This is a genomic window from Haloarchaeobius amylolyticus, assembly GCF_042678045.1.
Lineage (GTDB): Archaea > Halobacteriota > Halobacteria > Halobacteriales > Natrialbaceae > Natrinema > Natrinema amylolyticus_A.
The window spans coordinates 157,014-182,978 of record NZ_JBHUDI010000003.1; the positions used below are offsets into that span (position 1 = coordinate 157,014).

Genomic DNA, 25,965 nt, shown 5'->3' on the forward strand with positions numbered 1-25,965 from the left:
GAGGCCCTCAGCCTGCTCCGCCTGTAGACCCCCTCCGAAGATTGTTCGGAATCCGCTTCGTCCCGACCTGACTTGTCGTTCGATACGAGTAATACCGTTTTAGATATTCTCCAAGCCAGTGTTTCACCGCGTAATCAGAGAACTCGATCGAGCCGAGGAAATATGCCACCCGACTAGTGGGTCGAAGGCGGCTAGGGGCTGTGTTTCACGTGTGAAACACATGGTTGGGTCGATGCTTTCTGCTTTTATTGGCATTAAAAATAGCTAGTGGAAACACCACGGCTGCAATATGAGTTCAACTTTACCAGCAATCTCGCCGACTCTTGCTGTTCTGTTTCCTTTTGAAACGGTCCAGCCCCCTTTTCAGAAACACCGGCCATCTCGTGACCGAAATATGAGTGAGAGAAAAGCGGACACGGCGATTTCAGACCGGGCGACTGTAGGCCATCCATATGAAACGGAGAGTCGGGAGCCGGTCATCGGTACGAATCCAACGATCAGACCGGGAACGATCATCTACGACGACGTCGTCATCGGCGACCGACTCAATACTGGTCACTTCGCGTTGATTCGCGAACGGACTGAAATCGGCGACGACGCCCTCGTTGGAACAAACGTGACCATTGATGGAACGTCGACGATCGGCTCGAACGCGAATTTCCAGACCGGTGCGTACGTCCCTGCGGAGACCACGATCGGAGATCATGTCTTTCTCGGACCGAATGCCGTCCTAACGAACGATCCGTATCCGCTCCGGCGCGACGCAGATCTCGAGGGCCCATCGCTCGAGGATCACGTGTCGGTCGGTGCGAACGCGACAATCCTTCCGGGCGTGACTGTCGGCCGCGGATCGTTCGTCGCCGCTGGGGCCGTCGTAACGCGGGACGTCCCCCAGCAGACGCTCGCGATCGGCGCACCGGCGAGTCACGAGCCGCTTCCGGACTCTCTCTGTGGGGGGAACGCCGAATGATCCCGGTTGCGAATCCCGTACTCGGTGAGCGGGAGATTGAGCGCGTCTCGGCCGTCATCGAGAGTGGCATGCTCGCCGACGGCGACGAAGTCAGAGAGTTCGAGCAGGAGTTTGCCGATTATTGTGGCGTCGAACACGGAGTGGCGACCTCGAACGGGACGACGGCGCTCCACGCGGCGCTTGAGTCCCTCGGCATCGGTGAGGGCGACCGAGTCCTCACGACGCCGTTTTCGTTCGTTGCGACGGCGAACGCGATCAGACATACCGGGGCGAAACCGGTATTTGCCGATATCGATCCGGCCACGTACAATCTAGATCCGACGGTCGCTCGCGAGGCAGCGACAAAAGAGGATGTCGATGCGATACTCGTCGTTCACCTCTACGGCCACCCAGCCGAGATGGATGCGCTCACGGACCTCGCAGACGATCTCGAGATTCCGCTGATCGAAGACTGTGCGCAGGCTCACGGAGCGACCTATCGGGGCGACCGTGTTGGGTCGTTCGGCGACGTCGCCTGCTTCTCGTTCTATCCAACGAAGAATATGACCACCGGCGAAGGCGGAATGATCTTGACCGACTATTCTGAGGTCGCCGACCGCGCTGAGCGGTATGTCGATCACGGCCGAACAGACGATGGAACCCACGCTACCGTGGGACATAACTTCCGAATGACCAACCTTGCGGCCGCGATCGGTCGCGCTCAACTCGAGCGCCTTCCCGTGTTTCTCGAGCGGCGACGAGAGAACGCCGCTCGGCTGACCGATGGTCTCTCCGGCACGTCGCTATCGCTTCCGACCGAACCCGGGTATACCCGTCATACCTACCACCAGTATACCGTCCGCGTTCCCGATCGTCGAGCGTTGCGGGATCACCTCGCGGCACACGATATCGGGTCGGGCGTCTACTATTCGGACTGTATCCACGACGAACCGGCGTACAACGATGTTACTCACGACGCGCCCGAAGCGGAGCAGGCAGCCGCCGAGGTACTGTCGCTACCGGTCCATCCGAACATCTCTGCCGACGATATCGACCATATTACCGAGGTAATCACTGACTATGCAGCCTGAATTCCAACTAGATGTCGGCGTCATCGGCGTCGGATCGATGGGGGAAAACCACACTCGAGTGTACAACGGACTCCCGACCGCGAACCTCGTCGGCGTCTTCGACATCGACGAGAGTCGAGCAACGGCAGTCGCGGACGAATACGGCGGATCTCCGATGGCACTCGAGGACCTTCTCGCCTCCGTCGACGCCGTCTCGGTCGTCGTCCCCACCCGCAACCACGACGACGTGGCGACGAAGTGCATCGACGCCGGGGTTGGGATGCTCATCGAGAAACCCGTCGTCGAGGACCCCGAGGTCGGACGGAAACTCCAGTCGGAGGCGCGGGCGGCTAACGTTCCGGTACAGGTCGGCCACATCGAACGATTTAATCCGGCCGTCCAGATGCTCGAGGAGCTGATCGGCGATCTGTCGATCATCAGTATCTCGGCCGAACGGCTCGGACCACCGCCGGGCCGCGTGATCGAAGACAGTGCAGTGCTCGACCTGATGATCCACGACATCGATATCGTCCTCTCGCTCCTCGGGGAGAAACCCACCAGGATACAGAGCAGCGGCGTAAATGGCAATCGCCACGCGACCGCGCTACTCGAGTTCGATTCGGGCACGATGGCATCGTTGACAGCGAGTCGATTAACACAGCGGAAAGTACGGACGCTCACGGTGACCGCCGAGGAGTGTGTCGTCGAACTCGATTACATCGATCAGTCGATCGAAATCCACCGCCAGTCAGTCCCCGAGTACGTCGCGGACAACGGCGATATCCGATTCAAACATGAGAGTCTCGTCGAACAGCCGCGTATTCCGAACGAAGAACCGCTTCGCGCCGAACTCGCCTCGTTCCTCGGGGCGATCGCGTCGAACGAACCGCCGAAGGTGACGATCGACGACGGGATCACCGCGCTCGAGATCGCACAGCAGATCGAGGCGCTGGGAACCGGTGATCGACTGGCCGCGGAGGTCGCGGATGACTGAGCAACGCCGGCAGTCCGACCACAACATCGATAGCCTGTACGGTGTCGAGAAACCGTCGAACCGACAGCGAGACGCGTTCCTGAGCGGTTCGATCCCGGTCGGCGTCTACGGCCTCGGGAAAATGGGGCTGCCCCTGGCGGCAGTGTTCGCCGAAACGACGGGAAACGTCATTGGCGCCGATATCGATCCCGCCGTCGTCGAGGCGGTCACCGACGGCGACTGCCACGTGAAACGGGAGCCGGGGCTGCCGTCGCTCGTCGCTGAAACGGTCGCCGAAGGCGCGTTTACCGCAACGACGAGTCCGCTCGATGCCGCCAAGCGCGCGTCGGTTCACGTCGTTATCGTGCCGACGCCAATCACCGAGGACAACGAGCCCGACCTCTCGATCCTCGACGCCGTTGTCGAGGAGATCGGGACCGGGCTCGAACGGGGAGATCTCGTGCTCATCGAGTGTACCGTTCCGCCGCGGACGACAGCCGACCGAGTCCTGCCCGCGCTTGAGGGCACGTCGGGCATCTCGCGCGATGAGTTCGGACTGGCGTTCTGTCCGGAGCGGACCTCGAGCGGCCGGGCACTCGAGGACATCCGCGGCTCGTACCCGAAAATCGTCGGTGGCGTTGATGAGGAGAGCACCCGCGCAGCGAACCTGGTCTACGAAACGATCAACGATGACGGTGTGATTCAGGTGACCGACGCGACGACGGCGGAGGCCGTGAAGGTCTTCGAGGGATTGTACAGGGACGTCAACATCGCGCTCGCCAACGAACTGGCGACGTTTACCGACGAGTTTGGAATCGACGTCAGGGAAGCGATCGATGTCGCCAACACGCAGCCGTACTGTGACATTCACGACCCCGGGCCCGGCGTCGGCGGCCACTGTATTCCCTTCTATCCGTACTTCGTAATCGATCCCTTCGAGACGGATGCGCCACTGTTGCGGACCGCTCGAGCGGTCAACGATTCGATGCCGTCGTACACGGTCGACAAACTCCGCGAGGAGTTCGACGCGGAGCGAACTGAGTTGGCCGATACCTCAATCCTGCTGCTCGGATTAACTTACCGTCCCGGCGTCGAGGAAATCAGGGCGTCACCGTCGCTTTCCATCGCCAAGGAGCTATCTGCGGCGGGGGCAGACGTCTATGGCGTCGATCCGGTGCTCGAGTCGTTCGAGGAGTTCGAGGAACGGGGTCTAACCTCCCTCTCACTGGACGACATATACGATCTACCCGTCGATAGTGTGGTCCTCGTTACGCCACACGAAGAGTTCGAATTGATCCGCTGGGACAAACTCGATCGCACTGACGGACGACTGATCGTTATCGACAGCCGCGATGCACTCGACCAGAAGGTGCTTTCGCAGACGAGCCATCGTGTGTATACGCTCGGAACGGGGTTCACGAACGATGTATAGGGGCCATACGGTCGCCGTCGTCGTCCCGGCATACAACGAGGAGGGATTCGTCGGCGAGGTGCTTGAAACGGTCCCGGACTATGTAGATCGGATTTACGCGATAGATGACGATTCGTCTGACGGCACATGGGCGGAGATTCGTCGCGCGGCTACCGTACTGAACGAAATAGAAGGCGGTAGCGATCGCTCGCCGACCGTCACAACAACCAACAGGGGACCGGGAACGACGAACCGCGTCGTCCCGATTCAGCACGAGACGAACCGGGGTGTCGGCGGCGCGATCAAGACTGGATATGTCCAGGCTTGCGACGATGTAATCGACATTACAGCGGTGATGGGCGGTGACGGACAGATGGATCCCGATCTGCTTTCGCGGTTCCTCGATCCGATCGTGGAGGGGGAGGTCGATTACACGAAGGGGAACCGACTCCTCTACCCGGAGTATCGCCGCGGTATGTCCGCCTGGCGATTATTCGGCAACTCGATACTATCCTATCTAACGAAGATGGCCAGCGGCTACTGGAAGATGATGGATCCACAGAACGGGTATACGGCTATCTCGCTGGATGCTCTGCAGACTATCGATCTCGACGGAATGTACGAAGATTACGGCTACTGTAACGATCTTCTGGTGAAACTCAACGTCGAGGAGATGCGCGTCGCAGACGTACCCATGCCCGCGGTATACGGCGACGAAGAGTCGGGGATTCAATATTCGACGTATATCCCGAAGGTTTCGGGGATGCTCTTCCGGAACTTCTGTTGGCGGCTGAGAACGCGGTACCTCGCCTCGGGTTTCAACCCGCTCGTGCTAGGATACATTTTCGGTGTGTTTGTATCGCTGGCCGGTGCAGTGAGCGGTGCGCGGGCGCTGCTCTCGGGGCTGCAACGAGAGGACACCGCATTCGATCGCATCGCAACCAGCGGCCGCCTCCTACTCAGTGGCACAGTATTCCTCTCGCTCGCAGTGTTGTTCGACATGCGAAAGAACGAGGAGTTAGAGGTACATCAGTATGAGTGACGCACCCCGTATCATCGTCACGGTCCAGCACCCGGCGCACGTTCACTTCTTTCGGAACGCGATAACTGACCTGGAGGCCCTTGGATATGACGTCTGCGTGTTCGCCCGGGAGAAGGACATCGCGTGTACGCTCCTCGACACCTACGGGATCGAGTACGAGACACTCGCCGGGACCGCCAGTTCACCGATCGGTCTCGCGAAGACGCAGGCGATCTATGAGTACCGAATCCTAAGTCGAGTTCGTGCGCTGAAGCCGGACGTACTGCTCGCAATCGGTGAACCAGCGGTCGCTCACGCATCGTCGCTCGTCGGGGGTCAAAGCATCATATTTACTGATACGGAACACGCGGCGGTGTCGAACGGGATTACGTTCCCCTTCGCAGACCTCCTCTGTACGCCGGACGCGTTCTGGGACGATCTCGGGGAACGACACCGCGTCTACAGCGGGTTCCACGAACTCGCCTATCTCCATCCGGACCGGTTTACGCCCGATCCGATGATCCTCGAAGACCTCGGCGAAAGCGATAACGAACAACTCGTCGTGTTACGACTGGTTTCGTGGAACGCCGCACACGACTTCGGCCGGAGCGGCATCGATGGAATCGAAACGCTAATCAACGAACTCGAGCGCGGCGGCGCGACAGTCCTCGTCACCGCCGAAGGACAGCTCCCGCCGTCGTTCGCGGACCGAGAGGTCGATGTACCTCCACACCGGATGCACGATTTACTCGCCGCTGCGGACCTGTTTCTCGGCGAGAGCGCGACGATGGCGATCGAAAGCGGACTTCTCGGAACGCCGGCACTGTACGTATCCGACCTCCAAGCAGGCGTCCTCGGTGAGCTCGAGACCAAATATCGGCTGCTTCGATGGCTCTCGCGTCGCGCCGGTCCGACAGAGATCGCGGATCACGCCTGTGGACTACTGTCAGTCGACGATTCGACGTGGTCCGAACGGCGGCGGACCGTCCTTGAAGAGACGATCGACACAACGCAGTTCATCGTCGATACCGTCGAGGAGGTTGCCCGAGGATGACATTAAACGACTCCTTCGACGATCACGAATTCGCACTCTGTCTGACCCACGACGTCGATCGTGTTTTCAAGACGTTTCAGGCCCCTTACTACGCAGTGACCGAGCGCGACCCCTCTCACTTGCGATCGTTGATAACCGACGAGCGACCGTACTGGCAGTTCGAGGAACTCATGGCGCTCGAGGAGGAACTCGATGTTCGGTCGTCGTTTTATTTCCTCAATGAGAAGCGGCTCTTCGAACAGTCGCCACGAGAGTGGTTCCGGTGGAAAAATTGGATGCTGTATACCGGCCGATACGAGATCACCGATCCGGAGATCGTCGACGTCATACGCACCCTCGATCGCGGTGGCTGGGAGATCGGACTTCATGGTTCGTACAACTCGTACGACGATGCCGATCGACTCCGATACGAAAAATCGGTCCTCGAGGACGTTCTCGAAAAATCGGTCCTCGGCGGCCGACAGCACTACCTCAATACGATGCTGCCTCAGACGTGGGACCATCACCGATCGATCGGGCTGCGGTACGATGCCAGCTACGGCTCGAGTACAACCTACGGGTTCGACGGTCGGTACGATGTCATCCGCCCGTTCGACGACGACTTTCTCGTGTTCCCGCTGACGGTCATGGAGACGCCGCTGCTCTCAAACGCGTCCTCGGTCGAGGCGGCATGGCGGGAGTGTCGCCGACTGCTCGAGGAAGCGCACGAACACGACGCGATAATGACCGTTCTCTGGCACCCTCGGTACATGAACGAGTCGGAGTTCCCCGGCTACCGGACAATATACGAGCGGCTGATCCGGGAAGCGAAGGCCATGGATGCCTGGGTCGGCCCGTGCCGCGAGTGCTACCGGCGACTCGAGGCGACAACACCGTCGTCGTTCGAGTAAGACCGGATGATAATCCTGCCTAGTACGGGCCGACTTGACTCGGAACGCTACGGACCGGCGAATCGGCGATCCGGCGAAAAGAACGTCTCAATGCGGTCAGCGAGCAGTCTCCGTGTCAGGATCTAGCTATAATCGGCGGGGTGGATGCGGTCCCGACCGACGTAGACCTGTGTCTTGCCCTCCGTAAACGTGAACTCGACAAGGTTGCCCGAGAAACGAAACCGGTGGACATCGCGTTCGATCGTGCCCCTGACGCTGCTGTCCGAGAGCGATTCCGCCCCGTCACCCGAGACGATCTCGATAGAGCCGTCGACCGTCGCTTCGTAACTCACCTCGTTTCCGTTGCCGACGATAGTGAGCGTCGACAGTTCGTCATCATCGTCGGACGTGTCGATCTCCTCCCCGTTGAGGGAGACGTCTGCGTCACCGTCGACGGTGATCTCCTGGAGTTCGCCGCTGAACTTGTAGGCGTCGCGCCAGCCGCCGACGGTACCGGTGACGTGACCGTCATCGATGACGTCGTCGTCGTTGATCGAGGCAGCCCGGTAGTTTGACTTCTCCACGCGGCCGCTGACTCGGAACTCGTAGCGGCTACTTCCAGAGGAACCAATCCCGTCGATCAAGAGCACGTTCTCGAGCGGAGTATCGTCGTTCGTCGGCGGTTCAGAGGGGTAATCCGACAGGTAGACCTGCTCACCGGAAAGCCACATGCTCCCGGGCTCGTGTTCCGAGTACAGCGCGACGATGTTTCCGTTGATGAAGTAGCCGTCGACCGAGTTCGGTTCGCCGACGGCTTCGAGCATCGTGTATCCGCTCTCGCTCTCGTCCGCGGGAGTGACCGAGACCGTGTCGTTGTAGGTCGCCTGGCTCCAGTCAGACTGAACGATCTCGCCGTCGACGTAGATCCGGTACGTCGAGGTCTGAGACGGATCTCGGTACGTGAATTGATGTTCGTACTGGTCGCTGTTGGCAGGATCTTCGAAGTAAGGATCGTCCTCGTAGGGTGATGTCGGGTCAGTCGGTTCGTCGGTCGAACTCGTCTCGTCGGGCATGCCACCGATAGTGATCTCGTGACCGTCGTAGATCAGTGCGCTACCGGAGAGGTCGGAGCCGACGACGTAGCCGAGGGGGCCGACGCCCTCGATGAGGTTGTCTTCCGAAGTCGTGAACCGGAAATCCGTGCGCTCGTAAGCCAACTCGCCGTTTACCCAGTAGCGCATCACGCCGTCGGCGTTGGCCGACCCTCCCGAGAACGTGTTACAGCGGACGTACCCCTCAATGAGGTTCCACTCGTCCATCCAGACGGGCGTGCTCGTCATCTCGAAATCGCCAGACCCGCTCCGGTCCATGTGGTATGAGTAACTGAAGAGATTGTAGCCGTCAGGTGCGGGCGAGTCGTTCCGGTGGGCGAATCCGATCGCGTTCGACCAGCCGTTCGTCCCGTCCGTCCCATCACCGCCGGAAGAGCCGGATCCGTTTGTCAGTGGCAACCAGAAGATACGAACCGTGTCGTACTGATCGAGTTCGATGTTCTCGGGGTATAGGTAGAACCGCGTGTACACCTCACGAGGCATCCCATGCCCGTGCTCTTCGAACCGATACTCGAGGTTCGCTGTCTTCTGTGCGCTCGAGAACTCCGTTCGTAACGCCTGATCGTTGACCTTCGTCGGTGATGAGACGAACTCCGGGGCGATGCCGCTCCGGTTGTCATTGACGTTGTAGAGGTCGGACGGACTACTGTAGTCGTCGTAATCAAGTGTTAACTGGGTTGTACTCTCAGCGGCCGAGACACTGGAAACCCCGGCAGAAGCGCCGAGGACGGTCGCGGTCGCGCCAGCCAGTTTCAGATACGATCGCCGGTTGATGCTGTTCTTCTCGCCGCAGTAATAATCTGTTTCGGACTGAAACTCTTCCAGTTCCGATCGGTCGCGTGCCATGCAAGCCGAGTAATAAGATTATACCGCCATAAACTTTTCTGGCCGTTGATTGTTAATACATTCGTATATTTATTCAGAACATGAGTTTTCGTCTAACGATTTTAGGATTCATACAGTATTTTTTATATATGGAGATCATTCTATTGTCGGAACGGGAGCGGTTGGGAGACTCAGGAACGGCCGAGAAAAACAGTATTACTGGACCGAAGAACGAAGGGAAGCTCCGAGCAGTTATTCGGCGGCGTTCGTACTGACGCTGATCTCGTGCTCGTCGTAACGGAACGACTGGTCCTGCGGTGCAACTTCACCGCCGCCGTATCGGACGATCGGACCGACGTATTCGATCGCTTGTCCGTCGGTCGTCGTCCAGCGGTAGTTCTCACGCTCGAAGGCGAGTTCGCCGTCGAGCCAGTACCGAACGACGCCATCGTGGTTCGCCGTCCCACTCTCGTGGGTGTTCATTCGAACGTAGCTCTCGAGCGAAACCCACTCGCCGACCGGAATCGCCGTGTCGGTCACCTCGAATTCACCGGCACCGCTGTCGTAGTCCATGTGATACGTGTACGTCGCGAGGCGATAGGTTCCGGCCGGCGGATCCTCCCTGTTCGTGACGCAGATCACGGACGACCAGCCGTTATCGCCAGCGGGCGGCCCTCGAACGCCCGACCCCGCCGTTCCGGCCTCCGTGTTGAAGCCCATCGCCATGACTCGGCAGACGTCGTTCGGCTGCATCGTCCAGTCGTCGCTGAGACGAACCATAATCCGCTGATAGGCCTGTGTCGGTTGCCCGTACCCGTTCTCCGGCAGTGAGTACATTGCGTTCGTCCCCCAGCTATCACCCTCTTTTACCGCCATCTCGAGTGCCTGTGAACTCGCAGTCGTCGGCGTATCAATGAATGACGCGGTCGTTTCGTCACCGGTCCAGACATCGTAGATCTCCGACGGCTGGGTGTACTGATCGTAATCAATTGTTATCGCTTCTGAATCACCCTCGAGTGAATCGACGGGGCGGGTGCTCGGTGTAGCGCTTACAGCGTTCGTTGCAGTCGTGAAGGCTGCAGCCGCAACTCCCATTTTCTGGAGGAACGACCGTCGCTGGACGCCTTTACTACCGTCTTGGCCATGCCGTTCAGATGTGTCGTTCCTGTCATACAGTAATCTTTTACCGTTCATCTCGAACAGGAAACGACACCATACCGTTATAAACTTTTCAAGTTAGAAGGTATAAAAGTATTGTATACTACCTATATATCAATATAGTAATAGCGAAAATAAGAGTGTGCTGCTTCATTATATGTCGACCGGAGATTTGAACGGGACCCGCGATCAGGAGGTGGTCAACCGCCGTTCAGCACGCGGTAGCGCGGAGCCTCCGTCCTCAAGCGCGAGCGAAGCGAGCGGTAGGGCGGAGAGGAAGCGCGTTCGCAGAGATTTAACAGCACCCACGACGTATCTCGTCGTACTGCCGTCCTCGCACACGTCGGGGTCGAGAGGTGCCACCAGTAAACTGGCACCCGTGGTGCGGGAGTACCGCATCCTGAACTCGGGAACGACGACCGCGAACGGGTTGAAGTCCCGTTCCCAGCTTGGGGATAGAGCGCGAGGACACCGGGAATTAAATCGGCGGGACAATCCTCGCCGTCGGTCGAAGTGGGAGGTGTCAAAAACGCGCCCATGCCGACGGCAGGACGGTAAGAGGAAGCCGGATCACGTCCTTGCATGGGGTCGCGGGGCACAATGTCGTTGCGGTAAAGCCCCGTCCTCAAGGAGTGACCGACCGCCGCAAGGTGGGAGGGAGCGAGTAGGGCGGGGTAGTTTACGTAAACACGTACCAACAGGGACGCGCCAAGCACGTCGAACGTGTCGAACGGTGGTTCTATACCGTTCTTGGAGCGGTTCGGACACAGCGGTCTTCCTCGACAATCGTACTAGATTTGATCAGGCGTCCTCTGGAGACGACGGAACAGTGGCAGGATCGACTTGGTCGCCGGAGATCCATAACTCGGCTGGATCGGGATCCGCATCTAGGGCGACGAACTCGCCGTTGAACAGGTAGCCGTCGACGGTATGTGGCTTCGCCGTCGCCTCGGCGATCGCATACCCGCTCTCGCTCTCGTCGGCTGGCGTAATCTGGACCGTTTCGTTGTACTTCGACTGATGTCCGTCAACGTTGCTCCAGTTCGAGTGAGCGACGAATCCGTCGATGTACAGTCGATACGTCGACTCCTCGTCACCGTTCACATACGTAACCCGCCCGTCGTAGTCGTCTAAATTCGCCGGATCTTCGAAGTACGGATTGTTTTCGTACGGAGGTATTTCGGGAATGCCTGCGGCGAACAACTCGTGTTCGTCGTAGAAGACGGCCAGGTCGATCGGCGCGACTTCGCTGCCGCCGTACCGGACCAGTGGTCCGGCGTATTCAATCGCCTGTTCGTCGACCGTCGTCCACCGAAAGTCAGTCCGTTCGTAGACGAGCTCACCGTTGAGCCAGTAGCGCCCCTTCCCGTTTGGATCAGCCTCACCGTCGCTCACCGTGTTCATGACGACTTCAGTCTCGAGTTCAAACCACTCGCCGGAATGCACTGGCGAATCGACGACTTCGAACTCACCAGTGGATCCGGACTGATCCATGTGATACGTATACGTAGCGAGGTTGTACCCACCGTTCTCACCGTTTCGTCTGTCGGTGACTGCCAACATAATCGACCAACCGTCGTTACCCGACGGTCGTCCGCGACCACCGGAACCGTGCGGCCCAGCCTCCGTATTTAAACCGGCAGTCCAGAATCGACAGACGTCGTTCTCTTCCATCGTCCAGTCCTCACTGAGCCGGATCATCGATCGCTGACGGACCTTATTGGGTTGGCCGTAGCCGTTGGCAGGAAACCAATAAGCGGCGTTGGTGCCGTTACTCGTCTCTTTTAGGATGTCACACCGTAGTGATTTTTCGCCGTCGAACGCGACGCTGTCATCAAACGACATCCTGTTCGGTTGGCCGGTCCAGACGCGGTACGCGTCTTCCGGTCTGCTGTGTTCGCTATAGTCGATTTCGATCAGTTCGGCGTTCTCTCTTTGTACGTCAACGGTGTCAGCAAGCGAGTCGTCCGATTCGTTACGTTCGTTTTCGTCAGAGCCGTCGTTCGATTGAAGAGAGGCTGCACCGACTATTGTTCCACCCACGACAGTTGTCACACCAGATATTTTTAGAAGTGAGCGTCGACTAACCATCACCACTTCTTCGCCTCTACGACGTTGTATAGTGGGTGTATCGTTCTATCACAGAATCACGGCATTACATTCAGGTCAGCATACTAGTTCTTTACTTACACACGTCGGATTCGAACACACGAACTCGTTACGGTCGCTGAAACTGCTGCGTAAGCAAAGCGCGCACGCCGTGTTCGCTCATTATGGCCACTGAATCTGACTCGCTCCCTGTTCGCATTCGCAGCCGTCTCGAAGGATTTCGTGACCGCGGACGAGACGGTCGTCGGGTGCCCCTCGAAACACACCATTTCAGTGACGCAGAGCGGCGTCACTCGGGTCGGTCGACGATCCAGCAAGCGGCAAGCCATTGATTAATCAGTGAGTATAGCATTACGTTTCAAAATCTAATTACTAGTATATTCTATCGCGATGGCCGATAAAAGTACTTTCTTTTTCGGCGATAGGAAAGCAGTGTACAACAGAAGATCGAACACGACCAGTATTCAGGTCGGTTTCTGATACTGGCCGCTGTCACTGTGTACCGTGATCGAGACGAAAGGCGCTCATCCAGCAGCCCGCAGTTGCGCTGGTAATAACCGCCAGCGGCCTGTATGAGACAACCGGCGAGCAGTCTCCGGTTCAGGATCGATTCCATCTTTGAGCCGGGTAAAACTGGATTTCAGGGAATCGTATTTTTACGCTCGAGGTAGTGAATACCGCAAATGAAAGACCGTGATTTCGTATTGTATCCGACGCGCGATGTTGATCGACCGTACAAGACGTTTCAGACGCCGAAAGAACGCAACCGATCATACCTGCCGTCCATGAGTCGCGACGACGGTTCCTACCGGCAGTTCGACGAGCTGTCCCGTGAACGGGTGAGCCCATGAGCATCGAGATCACCGAGTTCGACGCGGCCGATCGCGACGAGTGGAACGAACTAGTGAGTCGGTCGGCAGCGGGGACGTTCTTTCACCACTACGATGTTCTCGAGGTGATCGAAGAACACGCGTCCGCACGCCTGTATCCGCTGGTCGGTCACAAGGGGCAAGAGCCCGTCGGGCTCTTTCCATTCTTCGAACTGCGGAACAAGGGTATCACGATGGCGTTCTCACCACCGCCCGAGCTAGGACTTCTGTTTCTAGGCCCCGCGACATTGATGCACGACGGTCTCAAGCGGCGGAAACAGGAGCGCCGGCGAAGACGCTTCATTGAGGGCTGTCTCGACATTATCGAAGAGAGAGTGAATCCACGGTACTACCGGTTTTGTACCCCGGTCGGGTACGAGGATCCACGACCGTTCACGTGGAACGAGTACGAGACGTCACCACTACACACCTATCGGCTCGATCTCGAACGCGATACCGAGGAAATCAAGCGATCGTTTTCGAAGTCGCTCCGGCGGTACCTCGATCCCGACGAGGACAATCGGTTCGTGATTGAAGAGGGTGATCAGGATGCGATCCGATTCATACACGAGCAGGTAACAGCACGCTACGAAGCCCAAGATAAGACGTATTCGATTCCGCTCGAGTTCTTGTTGGACCTCTACGAGCAATCCGCCGACGGGCACGTTAGACCGTATATCGCTCACGTCGATGGCGAGCGTGTGAGCGGTATCATCGTGCTCGAAGACAAGTCGACCATCTACTTCTCGGAAGGTGGCGGCAAACCTGACATCGACTTTCCGATTAACGATATCCTCCACTGGCGGATCATACGAGACGCGCGCGAGCGTGGGATCGAAACATACGATCTTTATGGTGCGAATACGCCCCGAATCTGCGAGTACAAATCGAAGTTCAACTCGGACTTAGCAACCTACTACGAGGCTGAGAAGGGATCGCTAGTCATGAGTACTGCCGCAAAGTTGTACAAAAAATACGGATAGCGTCCGAAATCGGTTGGCAGAATCATACCACTGGTCGTACTGGATTGAAATTCGAGCGATATGTCTCCGTGATAAATTACTGATACAGTCTGAGCGGTCGGCGAGCAACGGACGGTCCGTGCCGTCTACAGAAAAAGCAGGTCGAGTGCCTCGGGGCTTGACCCCGAGGCGGTTCACTGTTCCGACTCAACGAAAGTACGTGGTTCTGGTCGGGTAAATCAGCCTGACTATCGATGTTCGCTGGTACAGATCGCAGGCAACGTTCACGTATGCATGAAAGACGGGGGATAGCTTTTCTGACGTGGTTCACGTTGCCCTGAACAACCGTGACTATTCATACAATCGTTCCAGGTCCCGCCGTCCGAACCGAGAGGCATGTCGTCCCATCGAGTTACCACTCTGCGGCCGCCGCACCGCCGGTCACCAGGGAATGAGCCGACGCACCGCTGTCCTCTACGCCAGTGCGATAGTCGCCTTGCCGATCGCAGCGATCATCGGTATTGCCGCGCCACTTTGGCTGGGACTTACTAACCTCGCCATTCTGGGCCTGTACTTTGCAATTCCGATGCTCGTTTCGCCGGTTATCGTCCGACGGGTGTGGACTGACCGAACGAAGAGCCACTCTTTCATCACGTCCGTCGACTGGCGCGCACTATCGATACTGTTTCATGTGGTTCTGAGCGTGCTCGTTCTCGTCGTGGCCGTCTCCGATGTCCGACCCACTACGTTCTTTCTGGGAATCGGCGTCCTCTACACACTGTGTTTCCTGCTCGCCGTGTCGGTCGACGGGAACGCAAGTCAGTCGGTCGTCCTCTATCATATCGCAATCGCTCTGTTACTCGTTATTTTTAGCGTAACCCTCAAATACGGCTTTTTCGTCGGTCGGACCGATCTGTCGACGCACATCTCACTGACGAACATAGTAATTGAGACGGGATCAGCGCCGTCACAGCCCGCAGAGTACGAGTCGTTCGTTCTCTGGCACGTCCTCTCGGGGGCCACCTATCAGGTGTTCGGCGGGTGGATTACCCCTCACGCCACGATGTACCTCCTCTCCGGGCTGATCTTCGGCGCTGGCGTCCCGATGATGCATTCGTTTGCTTGCCGGGTATACCCGAACAAGCGGGTCGGGCTACTGTCGTGTCTCCTCCTGATTTCGTTTCCAATATACATTTTTTACGGCATGTACTCGATCCCCCGAAGCATCACGTCCATACTCTTTCTCATGTTACTCCTCACGGTCGTGACCCCACCATCACCACGAACGAGGATCTTGTCTGTGCTCTTTCTCATCGGAATAGTCGTCTACCATCCGGTATCGATCCCGTTCGTCTTGGTAATACTCGTGATTCTATTCGTTGTGGAACGACTCCTCGGTCGACAAACCAGAATTGTCGATGTTTTCACGCTTACCTCGGCGGTCCTCATTACGAGCATATACTGGCTGTATCGCGCAGAGTTTATCATCACGCGAATCGCCGGCGCGATTGTCACGAGTTTCTTCGGTGCCACCGAGGAAACTGCGCCCTCGAGCGTGCTCACCGAGCCATGGGTTGAACTCGCAAATTATGTCCAGTACGCATTTCTTCTGGGATTCATTCTCCTCGGCATCTTGTTCTGGCTTCGATCCACTCGAACACACGGCTCGACGTTCGTCGCGGTCGGACTTCTGACCGTGTTGATGATCCCACTCATCTTTCCAGGACCGACACTCCTACTAGACTCGCTGGTCGGAGTGAACGTCGGTCGGTTCGGACACTACAGTTTCATGCTCGTATCAATCACCGGAGCCGTGGGGCTACACTACCTGCTGAAACTGGGTGGGTTCAGAACCTTCGTCGTCCTTCTCGTCGTAATATCCTGTCTTTCCGTCGCGGCCGTATCTAACGACTTCGTTGCCACGGACAATCCGATGGTTGAACGACCGTTCTATACGTATTATCTTACCGATCAAGAACGACAGTCATTCGAAACTATCGACGAGCACCATACCGGTGAGATCGGTGCTGACCGAGTCACCTGTCGCTATTTGCGGGAGATGCGTTCGTCGGAGTGTGCGAGAGTCGAAGTCGCGGACGGCAATCTATTCGAAGGATACGACGGTGTTATCATCCGTGAGGGAGAGCTAACACGACGGCCGTTACAGTTCACCGAGTACGTCTATGCCGATGAGTTCCCGTGGGAAGAGCTGGACGACCGAGACAGAGTATACGATTCGGGATCGGTGTCGTTCTACGCGTAATGGGCAACCATCATCTTCTTCCCGTTGAGCTGGACGAAGTACCACTGGAGGAGCAGTTAGTAATCCGAATACTGTCGAAGTTCCGAACGGATGGACTGGTAGTTGCCGGCGAGAACCGATTCGTAGACTACTGAATCTGCATCGTAAAATAACTTCGAGAGGAGCGTCCTGAACTGTTCGTCGAGGGTGGGATCCGAGGTAACTCGCTGACGAAGGTCGTTACACTTCGAAATGTAGCGATCGGGGAAGTCGCCATCGTAATCGAATACACCACGACAGACGAGATGGGCGAGCGCGTCGGGTGGCGCAGGGATGTAGAACCCGTCGCGTTTGACCCGACGATCGAGCATCGCGGCTTCGACGTCCGGGTCGACTCGGATCTGCGACCCATCGAGCGTCGACTTGTAGGCCAAGTGGTTCTCCAGATCGATGACAATAGCGCCGCTACGGAACGTCCGTTCGACGTAATTCCTATTGGAGAAATCCGCCGTAGTGACGGTCTCTTTTACGATTTCGAGGACGTGTGATGGCGAGGTCGTGATCGCCTCTATGGTTTGCTGCGGTTGGCTTACCCCAGCGGATGCGAGTTTGAGGACGTTTCGGGCTGTCGGCTCGTCCAGTTCGAAGTCGTCCTCACAGATCTGGACCGCGGCATCGAACGAAGACACCTCGGCGAGCACGTCGATGTCGCTGCCCGCGATCGCCTCCGGGAGGTCGTCGTATCCCCGGAGAACGACGTATCGTATATTTTGCTCTTCGAAAGAATCAAAGACGTTGAAGATTGCCTTCTGCTGCTTAAGGCTGATACTCATTTTATTTTGTGAAGTGTCTCGTTCGCTTCTCGAATGACGGTCGCGAAATGATCGAACTCATCCGGAGACAGCTCGATTCGACAGCTATCGAGATGGATGTGAATCACGCCAACGGTGTTGTACTCGATGCGGCACGTATCGATCTCGGAGAGTTCGAACACGGCGAGTTCTTCTTCAACGATCCCCATGGTTGAGTTGCTTTTGAGCCGCGGTCACGTTTTCGGTAAAGGTCTCGAAGTCATCGATGCTCATTTCGATCCGCGTGTTTCGCAAGTGGACGTGGATTCCCTCGCCGATGTTATCTTCGACGACGAACTTAGTGGGTACGATGTCCGGTGTTGGGTCGACGGAATCGGAAGCCAACATTTGAATGAATACGTTCATACTGATGTCTGGATAGCCACGTCCCTTGAGAACATAAAGCTCTCCCCAGAAACTGAGGCGGCTATCATCACGCCTGGTCCTCGTCCGTAGCCTCCGAGACCACGACCGGTTCGATACCATCTCCGTCGGTCTTCGAGTCTTTATAAAGACTGAGCCAGTATCCTATCTGACCGAGAATCGGGAGAGGGTCGTCTTTCGAGACGATGTCGTAGCAACAGGGCTTCGACGATGGGGTAAAGAACTCGCGCATTGCGACGAGTCGGTTCTCGCGCTCCATCGCCTGTAACCAGTCGTGAAAGAGGGACCGTGCCTGTACGCCGACATCGTACGTGAGGTCCTGTTCGAGGGGCTCATCGGTAGCGAATCGATAGAGCTGATAGGGGAAATCGACCCCCGCAAAGACAGACAACGCCAGACTCCCCCACAGGCGCGGGTTGATTTCCATTAGCTTCGGTTCGCCGTCTCGCCGATCGTATCGATATTCTGCCATAGCGACGCCTTGCCACTCGAGCGACGAGAGCAGTCGATCCGAGATTGCCACCAGCTCCGGATCCGAGATCGTCTCGCGGAACGTGCTTGCGCCGCCACCGGGTGGACGCGACCGGAGACGGTGTTGGACCGTGATGCCTGACAGCGTTGACGAGCGATCATACATCGTATAGACACCACGTTCGCCTCCGTTTGGTATGAATTCCTGAAGAATCACCGGGCCGTGTTGACGGAGTGTCCGCCGGTAGACACGGACGAGTTCCTCGTGTGAATCACAGACGGAAACCCCCTTTCCGCCGCTTCCTCGCCGCGGTTTTACGACTACCGGATAGCCACCGAGCGTCGATTCGATCGAATCGAGGTCAATCTCGTCGGACAAACGAGATTTCGGATGGGGAATGTCGTATTTCCTCGCGGCCTTGATCGTCGCTTCCTTGTCCAATCCAACTTTCAGCTGGTCGTACGGGAGGAAGGGGACGTTCGTGTGCTCTTCTAACTGTGATTTGTGCCTGACTACGACTTCTACTGTCTTCTGATCGACGGGCAAGATCATGCCGTAGTCGTGGTCCTGTAGTTCCTGCTGTATCGATCGAACGAACTCGCCTGGTTTTTCTGCCGGTTTCGGATACGTTACGCGCCGAGAGACGTATTTGGATGTTTTGCCAGCGTTCCACCGAATGGAGCTCCCTGCGGTTACGGCAAACCCTCGATTCCCCAAGCTCCGGATGGCAACGAGACCGTGTTTCGCGTGAGCGTCCAGAACAAATACGCGGTCCATAGTAGTCGATACCGCTTCTACCTCCTCAATCACCCGCAGCACGCATAAGAGGCTGGCATACATATACTGGCTCGAGTTATATTAACTTTATATCGAACATAATATGTAGTGTATTAATACCGGGAAACATTTCGGAAAGAAATCCAGTAGTCTGCCATCCCAAACTCACTCTAGATAGCCGAGATCAGAAAGGCGGTCTTCGACTCGGTGGTCCTCGGTCGCGACTGACTCAACTCCAGTAAAACGCGGGTAGTTTTGCGTCCCGATGGGCTCGACGCATGAGAGGGGCGCTCCATCCATTCGCTCGTCATACGGAATATTTAGCGTCGATAGGACGGTCGGTGCCACGTCAAAGAGTTGCGCACCCTCGAGGTCAGCGTCAGGCATGATATCCGCGCCGATTGCCGCAAAGATCCCCTCAAATTTGTGATTCCACGGTTCCGTCGGGGGCCCGAACTGCTCGCCTCGGAGTTTGGTGGAGAGGAAATGATCGAAGTCCGCCGGAACAGTCACGATATCTACACTGCGGTCGCTCTCCGGCCCGTGGAAGTGTTCCTCGCGCGGTAGAACAGCTTCGAAGACTGGCTTACCGTCGGGAGTCGTGACAGATCGGAGCACCTCCATCAAATCGGTACGCACCGCTTCGTATTCTGATGGTGGAACCACCCCGTCCGGGTCGCGCCCTTCAAGGTTAATGCGAACGCCGAGTTCGATCCGGGCACGCATGTACGCCACTGAGTCGGGAAAAGAGACCCGGGTTTCGCCAGCTTTGACGAGCGTCGAAGGTACGCGTTTCGCGACCGGTTCTGTAATTCCGAGCCGATCGAGCAATGTACCGACCCGCTGGCTCGTGACCCCTGCTTTGGCGGCGGCCGCGATAATCCGCTCGATGGCACCCTGTTCGTGACGCGTGGCCGACTCCCCTTCCTTGAGGTTCGCGTCCCGAACTGTCGCCCACGTCGGCATTCCGCGTCCGCCGCTTTCGATTTCGACGTACCCCTCCTCGAAGAGGTAATCATTCACCCGGAATTCGTATCCGTTGTACGGGCCGATCCCGTGATCGCTGGCGACGATCACGTTGTCCGGGTCGCAGATCTCGAGTAGGTCGTCCACCTGACGGTCCACCTCGCGATAGATCGTCCGGATCGCGTCGTCATCGTCCGGACGCGCGTGAAAAATCGAGTCCGTCGCTTGGAACTGCACGAACCCGAACGTCGGATCAAAACGATCCGCGAGATACTGAAACGCTTCTCCACGCATACGGACGCACGACTGACACGATTCGGTGAGCCCTACAACGTCGTTCTCGGGTGGATAGACACGATAGGTACCGATCGCGTTCCGAACCTCATCGAGTAACCCTTCGGGGTGACACTCGGGGTCTTCCGGCGCAGTGTAGCCAGGAATGAGTGCGCCGTCGAACGCACGCGGAGGATGGGTCACTGGCACGTTTACGATGACGCTCGTCGTATCGTGTCGCTCGAGCATCTCCCAGAGGGTTCGCTCTCGGACATCCGTCGCGTTGACCACATCCCACTCGTAGTCGTCGAAAGAGAGGAAGCTAAAGACGCCGTGCTTTCCCGGATTCATCCCCGTGTAAAGCGACGGCCACGCTGACGCCGTCCACGGTGGAATCTGTGAATCGAGCGGGCCGCTCGCTCCGTTTTCGAAGATCGATGCCAGTGTCGGTAGCTCCCCATCCTCGAACAAAGGCTGTAACACTCGATCACAGGCCGCATCGATGCCGATCAGCAGTGTCTCCAACGAAGTGCTGTGATCCATCGGTCGTTTTCGGCTGGTGGAGGATTTCGTTATACGCTTGATACAGATACTCTGCTACGTGCTTGGCGTGATCCGCTGCAGTAATAGTATTTTAGCTCGACAACTTCTGTCGCTCCTACGGCGATATCATCTATTTCGACGATCGAGCAGTCATAGTCAGTCATAGTCCCTTAATTCCTGGTAGAATGACAAACTATAGAGACATTGATCCAATGAGCACGCCTTTTGGCTAGCGAAAACGGTCGTACAGAGATTTGAGGACGTTCGTTGTCTTGGATGACCGTTCGAGAGAGAAATACGATCGAACGTCGGGGTTGAACTTCGATTTGTATTTACAGATCCGGCGGTTATTCGCGCCGACGAGATCGTATCGTTCGATGCCACGGTTACGCGCGTCTTGGATTACGTGCCAGTCAAGGATGTCAGTCGCTGGCACGTCGTGATCGCGATCATTGACAGACTGCCAACGGTATATCGTCTCGTCGTCCTCCAACGTGATCAAACCGCCGACAAATACTCCATCGGAGCGGCAGACGTAGCCACGCACGGTCCCCTCCGGCAGTTTTCGGTACAGATCGGAGGCGAACGACGGTGGAACGTCGTATGTGATGCCCTGCTCAGCATGGCGATCCTGTACGTTGGTTATTATTTCCTCGATATCGTCCGCTCTCCCCTCCAATAGCTCATAACTATCCTCGTTCGTTCGGCGAACGTTCCGCCGAACATCGCTGCTAAAGGTCATAAATAGCTCATCGGGGGAGCGTGAAATATCAATCTCGTAGGTATAGCGCGGAGTGATATCGAAACCACTCCAAATGAACGGGCGGGGGTCAGTGTACTCTGTTCCAGTTCTGACGTGGACGTACTGAGGGTTGATTTCGTGCTCTATCTCCTCGTAGACCGCCTCGTTGAATCGGCGGTGGCGTTTTTCGGCTTTTCTCTGTTTCGCTTTTCCTTGATTGAGCAGCGTCGGACCGAGATACGATATCTTCAGGTCAGGTGGTGGCGAGAACGCGGCTTGGATCGGTCCTCGCGACAGAGAAAACACCGGAAAGAGGCCGACGGCTTCCTGTCCTTTGTATCCAACGAACGGGTACAAGGTCGTGTTCGAATAGTCCGTAAATATATCTAGAGCTTCGAACCGATGAAACGGCGTTCGTTGCTGAGAGCGATCGACTAATTCGTTCCATTCATCGGCATCGTCTGCGAGCGAAACATCGATACTCATCGTTCTACCTCGAATTCCGGAGGCCTCCTCGAGTGGGGCTTACACAGTGACGTCCTCAATGTCGGCTAGGCTATGTCGTATACAATCAATCGACAAAAGACTATGTGATGCCGACTATATTATGCCGAATTAATCCTATCATGCAAATATATTTCATTTCCTACAGAACATTTGTATTGGTCTCTACTGTATTTTAGAATACAGTTATAAAATTGGGAGAGGTACCAGTACATAACAGGTGTGATCGAATTCTGCCCTGTGAACCTTAGCGAAACAGATTCGACAGGCTCGATCGGTGAGACGTGTGCGAGGTCGGACGGAAGGAAGATCCAATATCGAAGTACTTCCAGAATCTATCGTCCAGCATCAACAAAACGTCGTGCGAAGCTCTTCTCATTGCTCCCAAATACATATTACCTCTTCTCGAAATGAGTAATATCTCGATGGAGCGCCGACCTGTATCGTCCAGGTCGATTACAAAGTCGATCATTTATTACGGCATGGGGAATACGACCGCTGAATCGGAACGATGAGGGCTACAGAAATGAGAGTCAGGTTCCCCTATCTTGCGTCTCAAGAAGCTGCTTCTGTACCCGCATAGTCTCGGCCTCAGATCACAAGATGCTGCTATCATTACTACACTCGGCGAACACGCCTGCAATGAACCCGTTGCGTTCTTGCGCGATCGAGAAGCCTCCGACCGACCCGGGCAGAATCAGGGGACGGGACTCCGAGAGCGAATGAGGGGGACTCATCCGCCGTCGCTCTCCGTTCACAAAGGGGGGGATGCAAGTCGATCCTAATCGATGGCAAGATCACTCTCTACAACGGCGCTCTCGATCTTCGCCTCGAGGATGTTCATCCTCACCATCAGCATAATTTTCACGCCGATTCTCGTCCGCCTGCTCGGGCCCACGCAGTACGGGCAATACGCGGTGATCCTGTCCGTTTATGGACTGATCAGTATCGTCATGCGGCAAGGAACGCAGGAGTCGATTCGTAAGTACATCTCCGAGCGGACCGATTTGGAGTGGCAAAGCGCCGTTTTCGGCTACGTTCTTCGACCGGTAGTCGTACTCGGCCTCGTCGTCGGCAGTGGATTCGTGTTCGCCGCCTGGTCCGGGCTGGCCGCACGCGTGTTCGGCGACGCGTTCACCTCTCTGTTTTATCTTCTGGGTCTCTACGCGATCTGTCGACAGTTCCGCACTCACATACTCTATACACTCATGGGACTGCAACTCGAGTCCCGCTCCGAGCTGCTTTATATCGTCCGGAAAGTGCTGTTCGTGACGCTTGCCCTCACGCTCGTCTATCTCGGTCACGGCGTCGAAGGGGTTCTGATTGCCGATATCACGACCAATACGGTTGTTGCCGTCATCGGATTGGGATTCGTCTCACGGAAGATTTCGCTACGGTCGGCTATTTCACCGGCGGACGTCGGGCTGCCGAAAAGACAGATCTTCAACTACGCCATTAGTTCGGTCTTCTTTTTTTTATTTCTCACCTCGCTGTATCACGTCGATGTCCTCCTGCTTCAGTACTGGACCAGTGACGAGGTCGTCGGCTACTACAAAGGCGCGCTGGCGATCGCCGAGGTTCTCTGGTTAGCGCCGAAAGCCGTCCAGCTCTCGATATTACAGCGCGTCTCGATGCTGTGGAATCGGGACGAGATCGATGCGATCCAGCGAAAGGCCCAGTTGGTTACGCGGTACGTCTTTTTGTTCACCGCACTCCTCACGCTCGGGATGGCCGTGCTGGCCGCCGATTTTGTTCCCCTCTATCTCGGCGAGTCGTTCGATTCAGCAGTCACACCGCTGCGACTCCTCCTTCCGGGGGTACTCGGCTTCGCCATGGCACGTCCAACGCTCGCTATAAATCAGGCACGTCGCTCCCTCCGACCGTTGCTCGTTGCGACCGGCGCCTGCTCGCTCGTCAATCTCGTCTTGAATCTCCTCCTGATACCCACGTACGGAATGATCGGTGCTGCTATCGCCACGTCCATTGGTTACGGTAGTCTCGTGGTCTTTCAATCGCTGGCTGCGCGTCACATGGGATACGACCCGCTCGGTGGACTGCAGGTGCGACCGACGCTTCTCACACTAGGTGCGACTGCCGCGGTGATATTCCCGCTCGCCAGTGGACTCTCTTCGTCACTGATCGCACTAATTGTCGTTCCACCGGTCGGGGCCATGATTTATGTGACGACTGCGGTCGCAACCGGCACTGTGACCGTTACCGACATCGAGAACATTATCAGCAGCATCGAACTCATCCCGAATCGAGTCGAACGACGAATCGTCTTGGTTCTCGATCGGATTCCGAAGATTTAGACGGAACCGTCTCCACGTGCACGTCTCATCTATTGTCTTCAGCATTTCATCGGCCCGATTTCACTGACGTCGGTAGCGCGGAGGCCCCACCCTCAACGAGCGAAGCGAGTAGGGTGTGGAGGAAGCGCGTTTGAATGCTTCTTTGCCATTGAACCCGCACTGAACGATACAGTGCGAAGCGGCCAAAACGGACGCTTTGCACGGGCCATCGTAGACTGGCCCCGAACTCGGGGACGAGGACACGTCTCTGCACCGCAAACGTGCCCGTCCGAGTCCACCGAGAATTAAAGTTGAGTGAGCCGACCACCCCGTTTCTGGGGCGTCCGTCCCGCACACGTCTTCGAAGGCGGTGTGGAGTAGCGAGGCCGGGACGAACACTCCCCGCCCGTGAACCGTCGGCGTATATCGACGCCACGCCCAGCACGGGGACGGGACGGAAAGTGCAGAGATCCACGGAAAGCCCCGTCCTCAAGGAGCCGCCGTAGGCGGCGAGTAGGGCGGGGTAGTTTACTGACGTCGCGCCTGACTCGTTCTGATAAATAGTTGGCTTTGATGTGACCCGGTGGTACCGTATCGGCGAGACTTTTTGCCGGTAGCATAGAACGCAGTGGGTTCCTACCGGACGATCCTCCGCCACAGACGGACTAGCGACTTAGTATAAGATATAGAATCTGTGTTCGGATTCGGGGCGCGAAACGAGCGTAGTGCCTTCATAGAGGACCGATCACTGGACTGAGACCTGCGCCAGTTAGCTCTGAGGACTCGCTCGAAGCCCGATAAAAAGGGGCGGGGGTCGTCGATCCGGAAGACGTCAAAATGCGGTGTCGTGTAGCACGATTCGAGTATCTCCCACGCCCTCCCCGCGAACGACGGTCGGTCGGCTAACGTCGGTTCATCGTTGAGGACGCTAAAAAGGTGCTTCAACTCGCCGTGGAGGAAGTGACTCCTCACACCCACCTCGTAGTGAGGATCGATCAAATCCTGCCGTCCCGTCGCCTGGCACCAATAATCAAACGGGAAATCAGCGCCAGCCCGAACAGCGCACGGGAGCGACTGCCACATCCGGGGATTGATCTCGAGTAACTTGTACTTGCCCGTCTCCGTGTCCTTCGCGTACTCCACGCAAGCGAGGCCGTGCCAATCAAGGCTATCCAAGAGTTGTTCGCCGACCGATTTCAGTTCGGGGTCCTTGATAGACTCCCGATAGACACCGCCACCGTTGGCATAGGTGTTGCCGCGAATTTGTCTGTGCTGAAACGTGGTCACCGGCTCGCCGTGGTCGTAGAGGGCACCGAATACGTACTGTGATTCGCATTGGACGTACTCTTGCGCGATCGGGACGTGATCCATCTCCGCAGCGATCGCAGCAACATCGATATCGCTACCGGATTTAACATACCGTATCCCGTCTGCGAAGTCGGATTCGGTTGGCGAGTACGATGGCAGGTACTCCTCTGCGAGGAGATTGTATCGGGATTTGATGACGTAATCAGAGTCCCACTTGTCGACCTCATCGA

General features: G+C 56.8%; 19 protein-coding genes. 10 read left to right on the forward strand and 9 right to left on the reverse strand.

What is annotated here, in order from left to right; translation table 11 throughout:
• Positions 1 to 394: 394 nt before the first annotated feature.
• Genes ACFR99_RS04620 through ACFR99_RS04650 form a run of 7 tightly spaced genes read left to right on the forward strand, consistent with a single transcriptional unit; the run spans position 395 to position 7,368 of the window.
• On the forward strand, positions 395 to 970 hold the full coding sequence (locus ACFR99_RS04620) for an acyltransferase (RefSeq protein ID WP_390284811.1): 576 nt from the start codon (positions 395 to 397) through the stop codon (positions 968 to 970).
• Positions 967 to 2,040, forward strand: a complete 1,074-nt coding sequence (locus ACFR99_RS04625; RefSeq protein WP_390284813.1) for a DegT/DnrJ/EryC1/StrS family aminotransferase — start codon at positions 967 to 969, stop codon at positions 2,038 to 2,040. Before ACFR99_RS04620 ends, ACFR99_RS04625 begins: the two co-directional genes overlap by 4 nt.
• Positions 2,030 to 3,013 carry a Gfo/Idh/MocA family oxidoreductase gene (locus tag ACFR99_RS04630; RefSeq protein ID WP_390284815.1) on the forward strand — a complete coding sequence of 328 codons (984 nt, stop codon included), beginning with the start codon at positions 2,030 to 2,032 and terminating at the stop codon, positions 3,011 to 3,013. The genes ACFR99_RS04625 and ACFR99_RS04630 overlap by 11 nt, the downstream gene beginning before the upstream one ends.
• Positions 3,006 to 4,424: a nucleotide sugar dehydrogenase gene (locus tag ACFR99_RS04635; protein WP_390284817.1), complete on the forward strand. Its 1,419-nt coding sequence runs from the start codon at positions 3,006 to 3,008 to the stop codon at positions 4,422 to 4,424. Before ACFR99_RS04630 ends, ACFR99_RS04635 begins: the two co-directional genes overlap by 8 nt.
• Complete coding sequence (locus ACFR99_RS04640) at positions 4,417 to 5,445, forward strand: glycosyltransferase family 2 protein (protein ID WP_390285391.1); 1,029 nt, start codon at positions 4,417 to 4,419, stop codon at positions 5,443 to 5,445. Before ACFR99_RS04635 ends, ACFR99_RS04640 begins: the two co-directional genes overlap by 8 nt.
• Complete coding sequence (locus ACFR99_RS04645; RefSeq protein ID WP_076609424.1) at positions 5,438 to 6,478, forward strand: DUF354 domain-containing protein; 1,041 nt, start codon at positions 5,438 to 5,440, stop codon at positions 6,476 to 6,478. Before ACFR99_RS04640 ends, ACFR99_RS04645 begins: the two co-directional genes overlap by 8 nt.
• Positions 6,475 to 7,368, forward strand: coding sequence for a polysaccharide deacetylase family protein (locus ACFR99_RS04650; protein WP_390284819.1), 894 nt, complete (start codon positions 6,475 to 6,477; stop codon positions 7,366 to 7,368). Before ACFR99_RS04645 ends, ACFR99_RS04650 begins: the two co-directional genes overlap by 4 nt.
• A gap of 122 nt (positions 7,369 to 7,490) precedes the next feature.
• Here ACFR99_RS04650 and ACFR99_RS04655 read toward each other — a convergent pair whose 3' ends face one another.
• The 3 genes from ACFR99_RS04655 to ACFR99_RS04665 all read right to left on the reverse strand — a co-directional run bounded on the left by ACFR99_RS04655 (position 7,491) and on the right by ACFR99_RS04665 (position 12,485).
• Positions 7,491 to 9,305 (reverse strand): hypothetical protein, encoded by a 1,815-nt coding sequence (locus tag ACFR99_RS04655; RefSeq protein WP_390284821.1) that lies wholly within the window; start codon positions 9,303 to 9,305, stop codon positions 7,491 to 7,493.
• A 231-nt stretch (positions 9,306 to 9,536) separates the two neighbouring features.
• A complete protein-coding gene (locus tag ACFR99_RS04660) occupies positions 9,537 to 10,379 on the reverse strand; it encodes a hypothetical protein (protein ID WP_390284823.1) in 843 nt (280 codons plus the stop codon).
• Between the two features lie 864 nt (positions 10,380 to 11,243).
• Complete coding sequence (locus ACFR99_RS04665) at positions 11,244 to 12,485, reverse strand: heparin lyase I family protein (RefSeq protein WP_390284825.1); 1,242 nt, start codon at positions 12,483 to 12,485, stop codon at positions 11,244 to 11,246.
• 913 nt (positions 12,486 to 13,398) lie between these two features.
• Between ACFR99_RS04665 and ACFR99_RS04670 the strand changes: the two genes are divergently transcribed.
• Positions 13,399 to 14,403 (forward strand): GNAT family N-acetyltransferase, encoded by a 1,005-nt coding sequence (locus ACFR99_RS04670; RefSeq protein ID WP_390284827.1) that lies wholly within the window; start codon positions 13,399 to 13,401, stop codon positions 14,401 to 14,403.
• Between the two features lie 430 nt (positions 14,404 to 14,833).
• The gene (locus tag ACFR99_RS04675) at positions 14,834 to 16,645 is read left to right on the forward strand and encodes a hypothetical protein (protein ID WP_390284829.1); all 1,812 of its coding nucleotides are present in this window, start codon (positions 14,834 to 14,836) and stop codon (positions 16,643 to 16,645) included.
• Positions 16,646 to 16,701: 56 nt separating this feature from the next.
• Here the strand turns inward: ACFR99_RS04675 and ACFR99_RS04680 are convergent, their stop codons facing one another.
• From ACFR99_RS04680 to ACFR99_RS04700, 5 genes are all read right to left on the reverse strand, one after another.
• Positions 16,702 to 17,457, reverse strand: coding sequence for a hypothetical protein (locus ACFR99_RS04680; RefSeq protein WP_390284831.1), 756 nt, complete (start codon positions 17,455 to 17,457; stop codon positions 16,702 to 16,704).
• 174 nt (positions 17,458 to 17,631) lie between these two features.
• On the reverse strand, positions 17,632 to 17,820 hold the full coding sequence (locus ACFR99_RS04685; protein ID WP_390284833.1) for a hypothetical protein: 189 nt from the start codon (positions 17,818 to 17,820) through the stop codon (positions 17,632 to 17,634).
• Between the two features lie 88 nt (positions 17,821 to 17,908).
• A complete protein-coding gene (locus tag ACFR99_RS04690; protein WP_390284835.1) occupies positions 17,909 to 19,171 on the reverse strand; it encodes a carboxylate--amine ligase in 1,263 nt (420 codons plus the stop codon).
• A 102-nt stretch (positions 19,172 to 19,273) separates the two neighbouring features.
• Entirely contained in the window at positions 19,274 to 20,890 is a 1,617-nt protein-coding gene (locus ACFR99_RS04695) for an alkaline phosphatase family protein (protein ID WP_390284837.1), read from the reverse strand.
• Between the two features lie 229 nt (positions 20,891 to 21,119).
• Entirely contained in the window at positions 21,120 to 22,118 is a 999-nt protein-coding gene (locus ACFR99_RS04700) for a lipid II:glycine glycyltransferase FemX (RefSeq protein ID WP_390284839.1), read from the reverse strand.
• 806 nt (positions 22,119 to 22,924) lie between these two features.
• On the opposite strand from ACFR99_RS04700, the gene ACFR99_RS04705 reads away from it, so the two are divergent.
• Positions 22,925 to 24,448 (forward strand): lipopolysaccharide biosynthesis protein, encoded by a 1,524-nt coding sequence (locus ACFR99_RS04705; protein ID WP_390284841.1) that lies wholly within the window; start codon positions 22,925 to 22,927, stop codon positions 24,446 to 24,448.
• Between the two features lie 615 nt (positions 24,449 to 25,063).
• Here the strand turns inward: ACFR99_RS04705 and ACFR99_RS04710 are convergent.
• A partial coding sequence (locus ACFR99_RS04710; protein WP_390284844.1) for a hypothetical protein occupies positions 25,064 to 25,965 on the reverse strand: 902 nt, incomplete at its 5' end.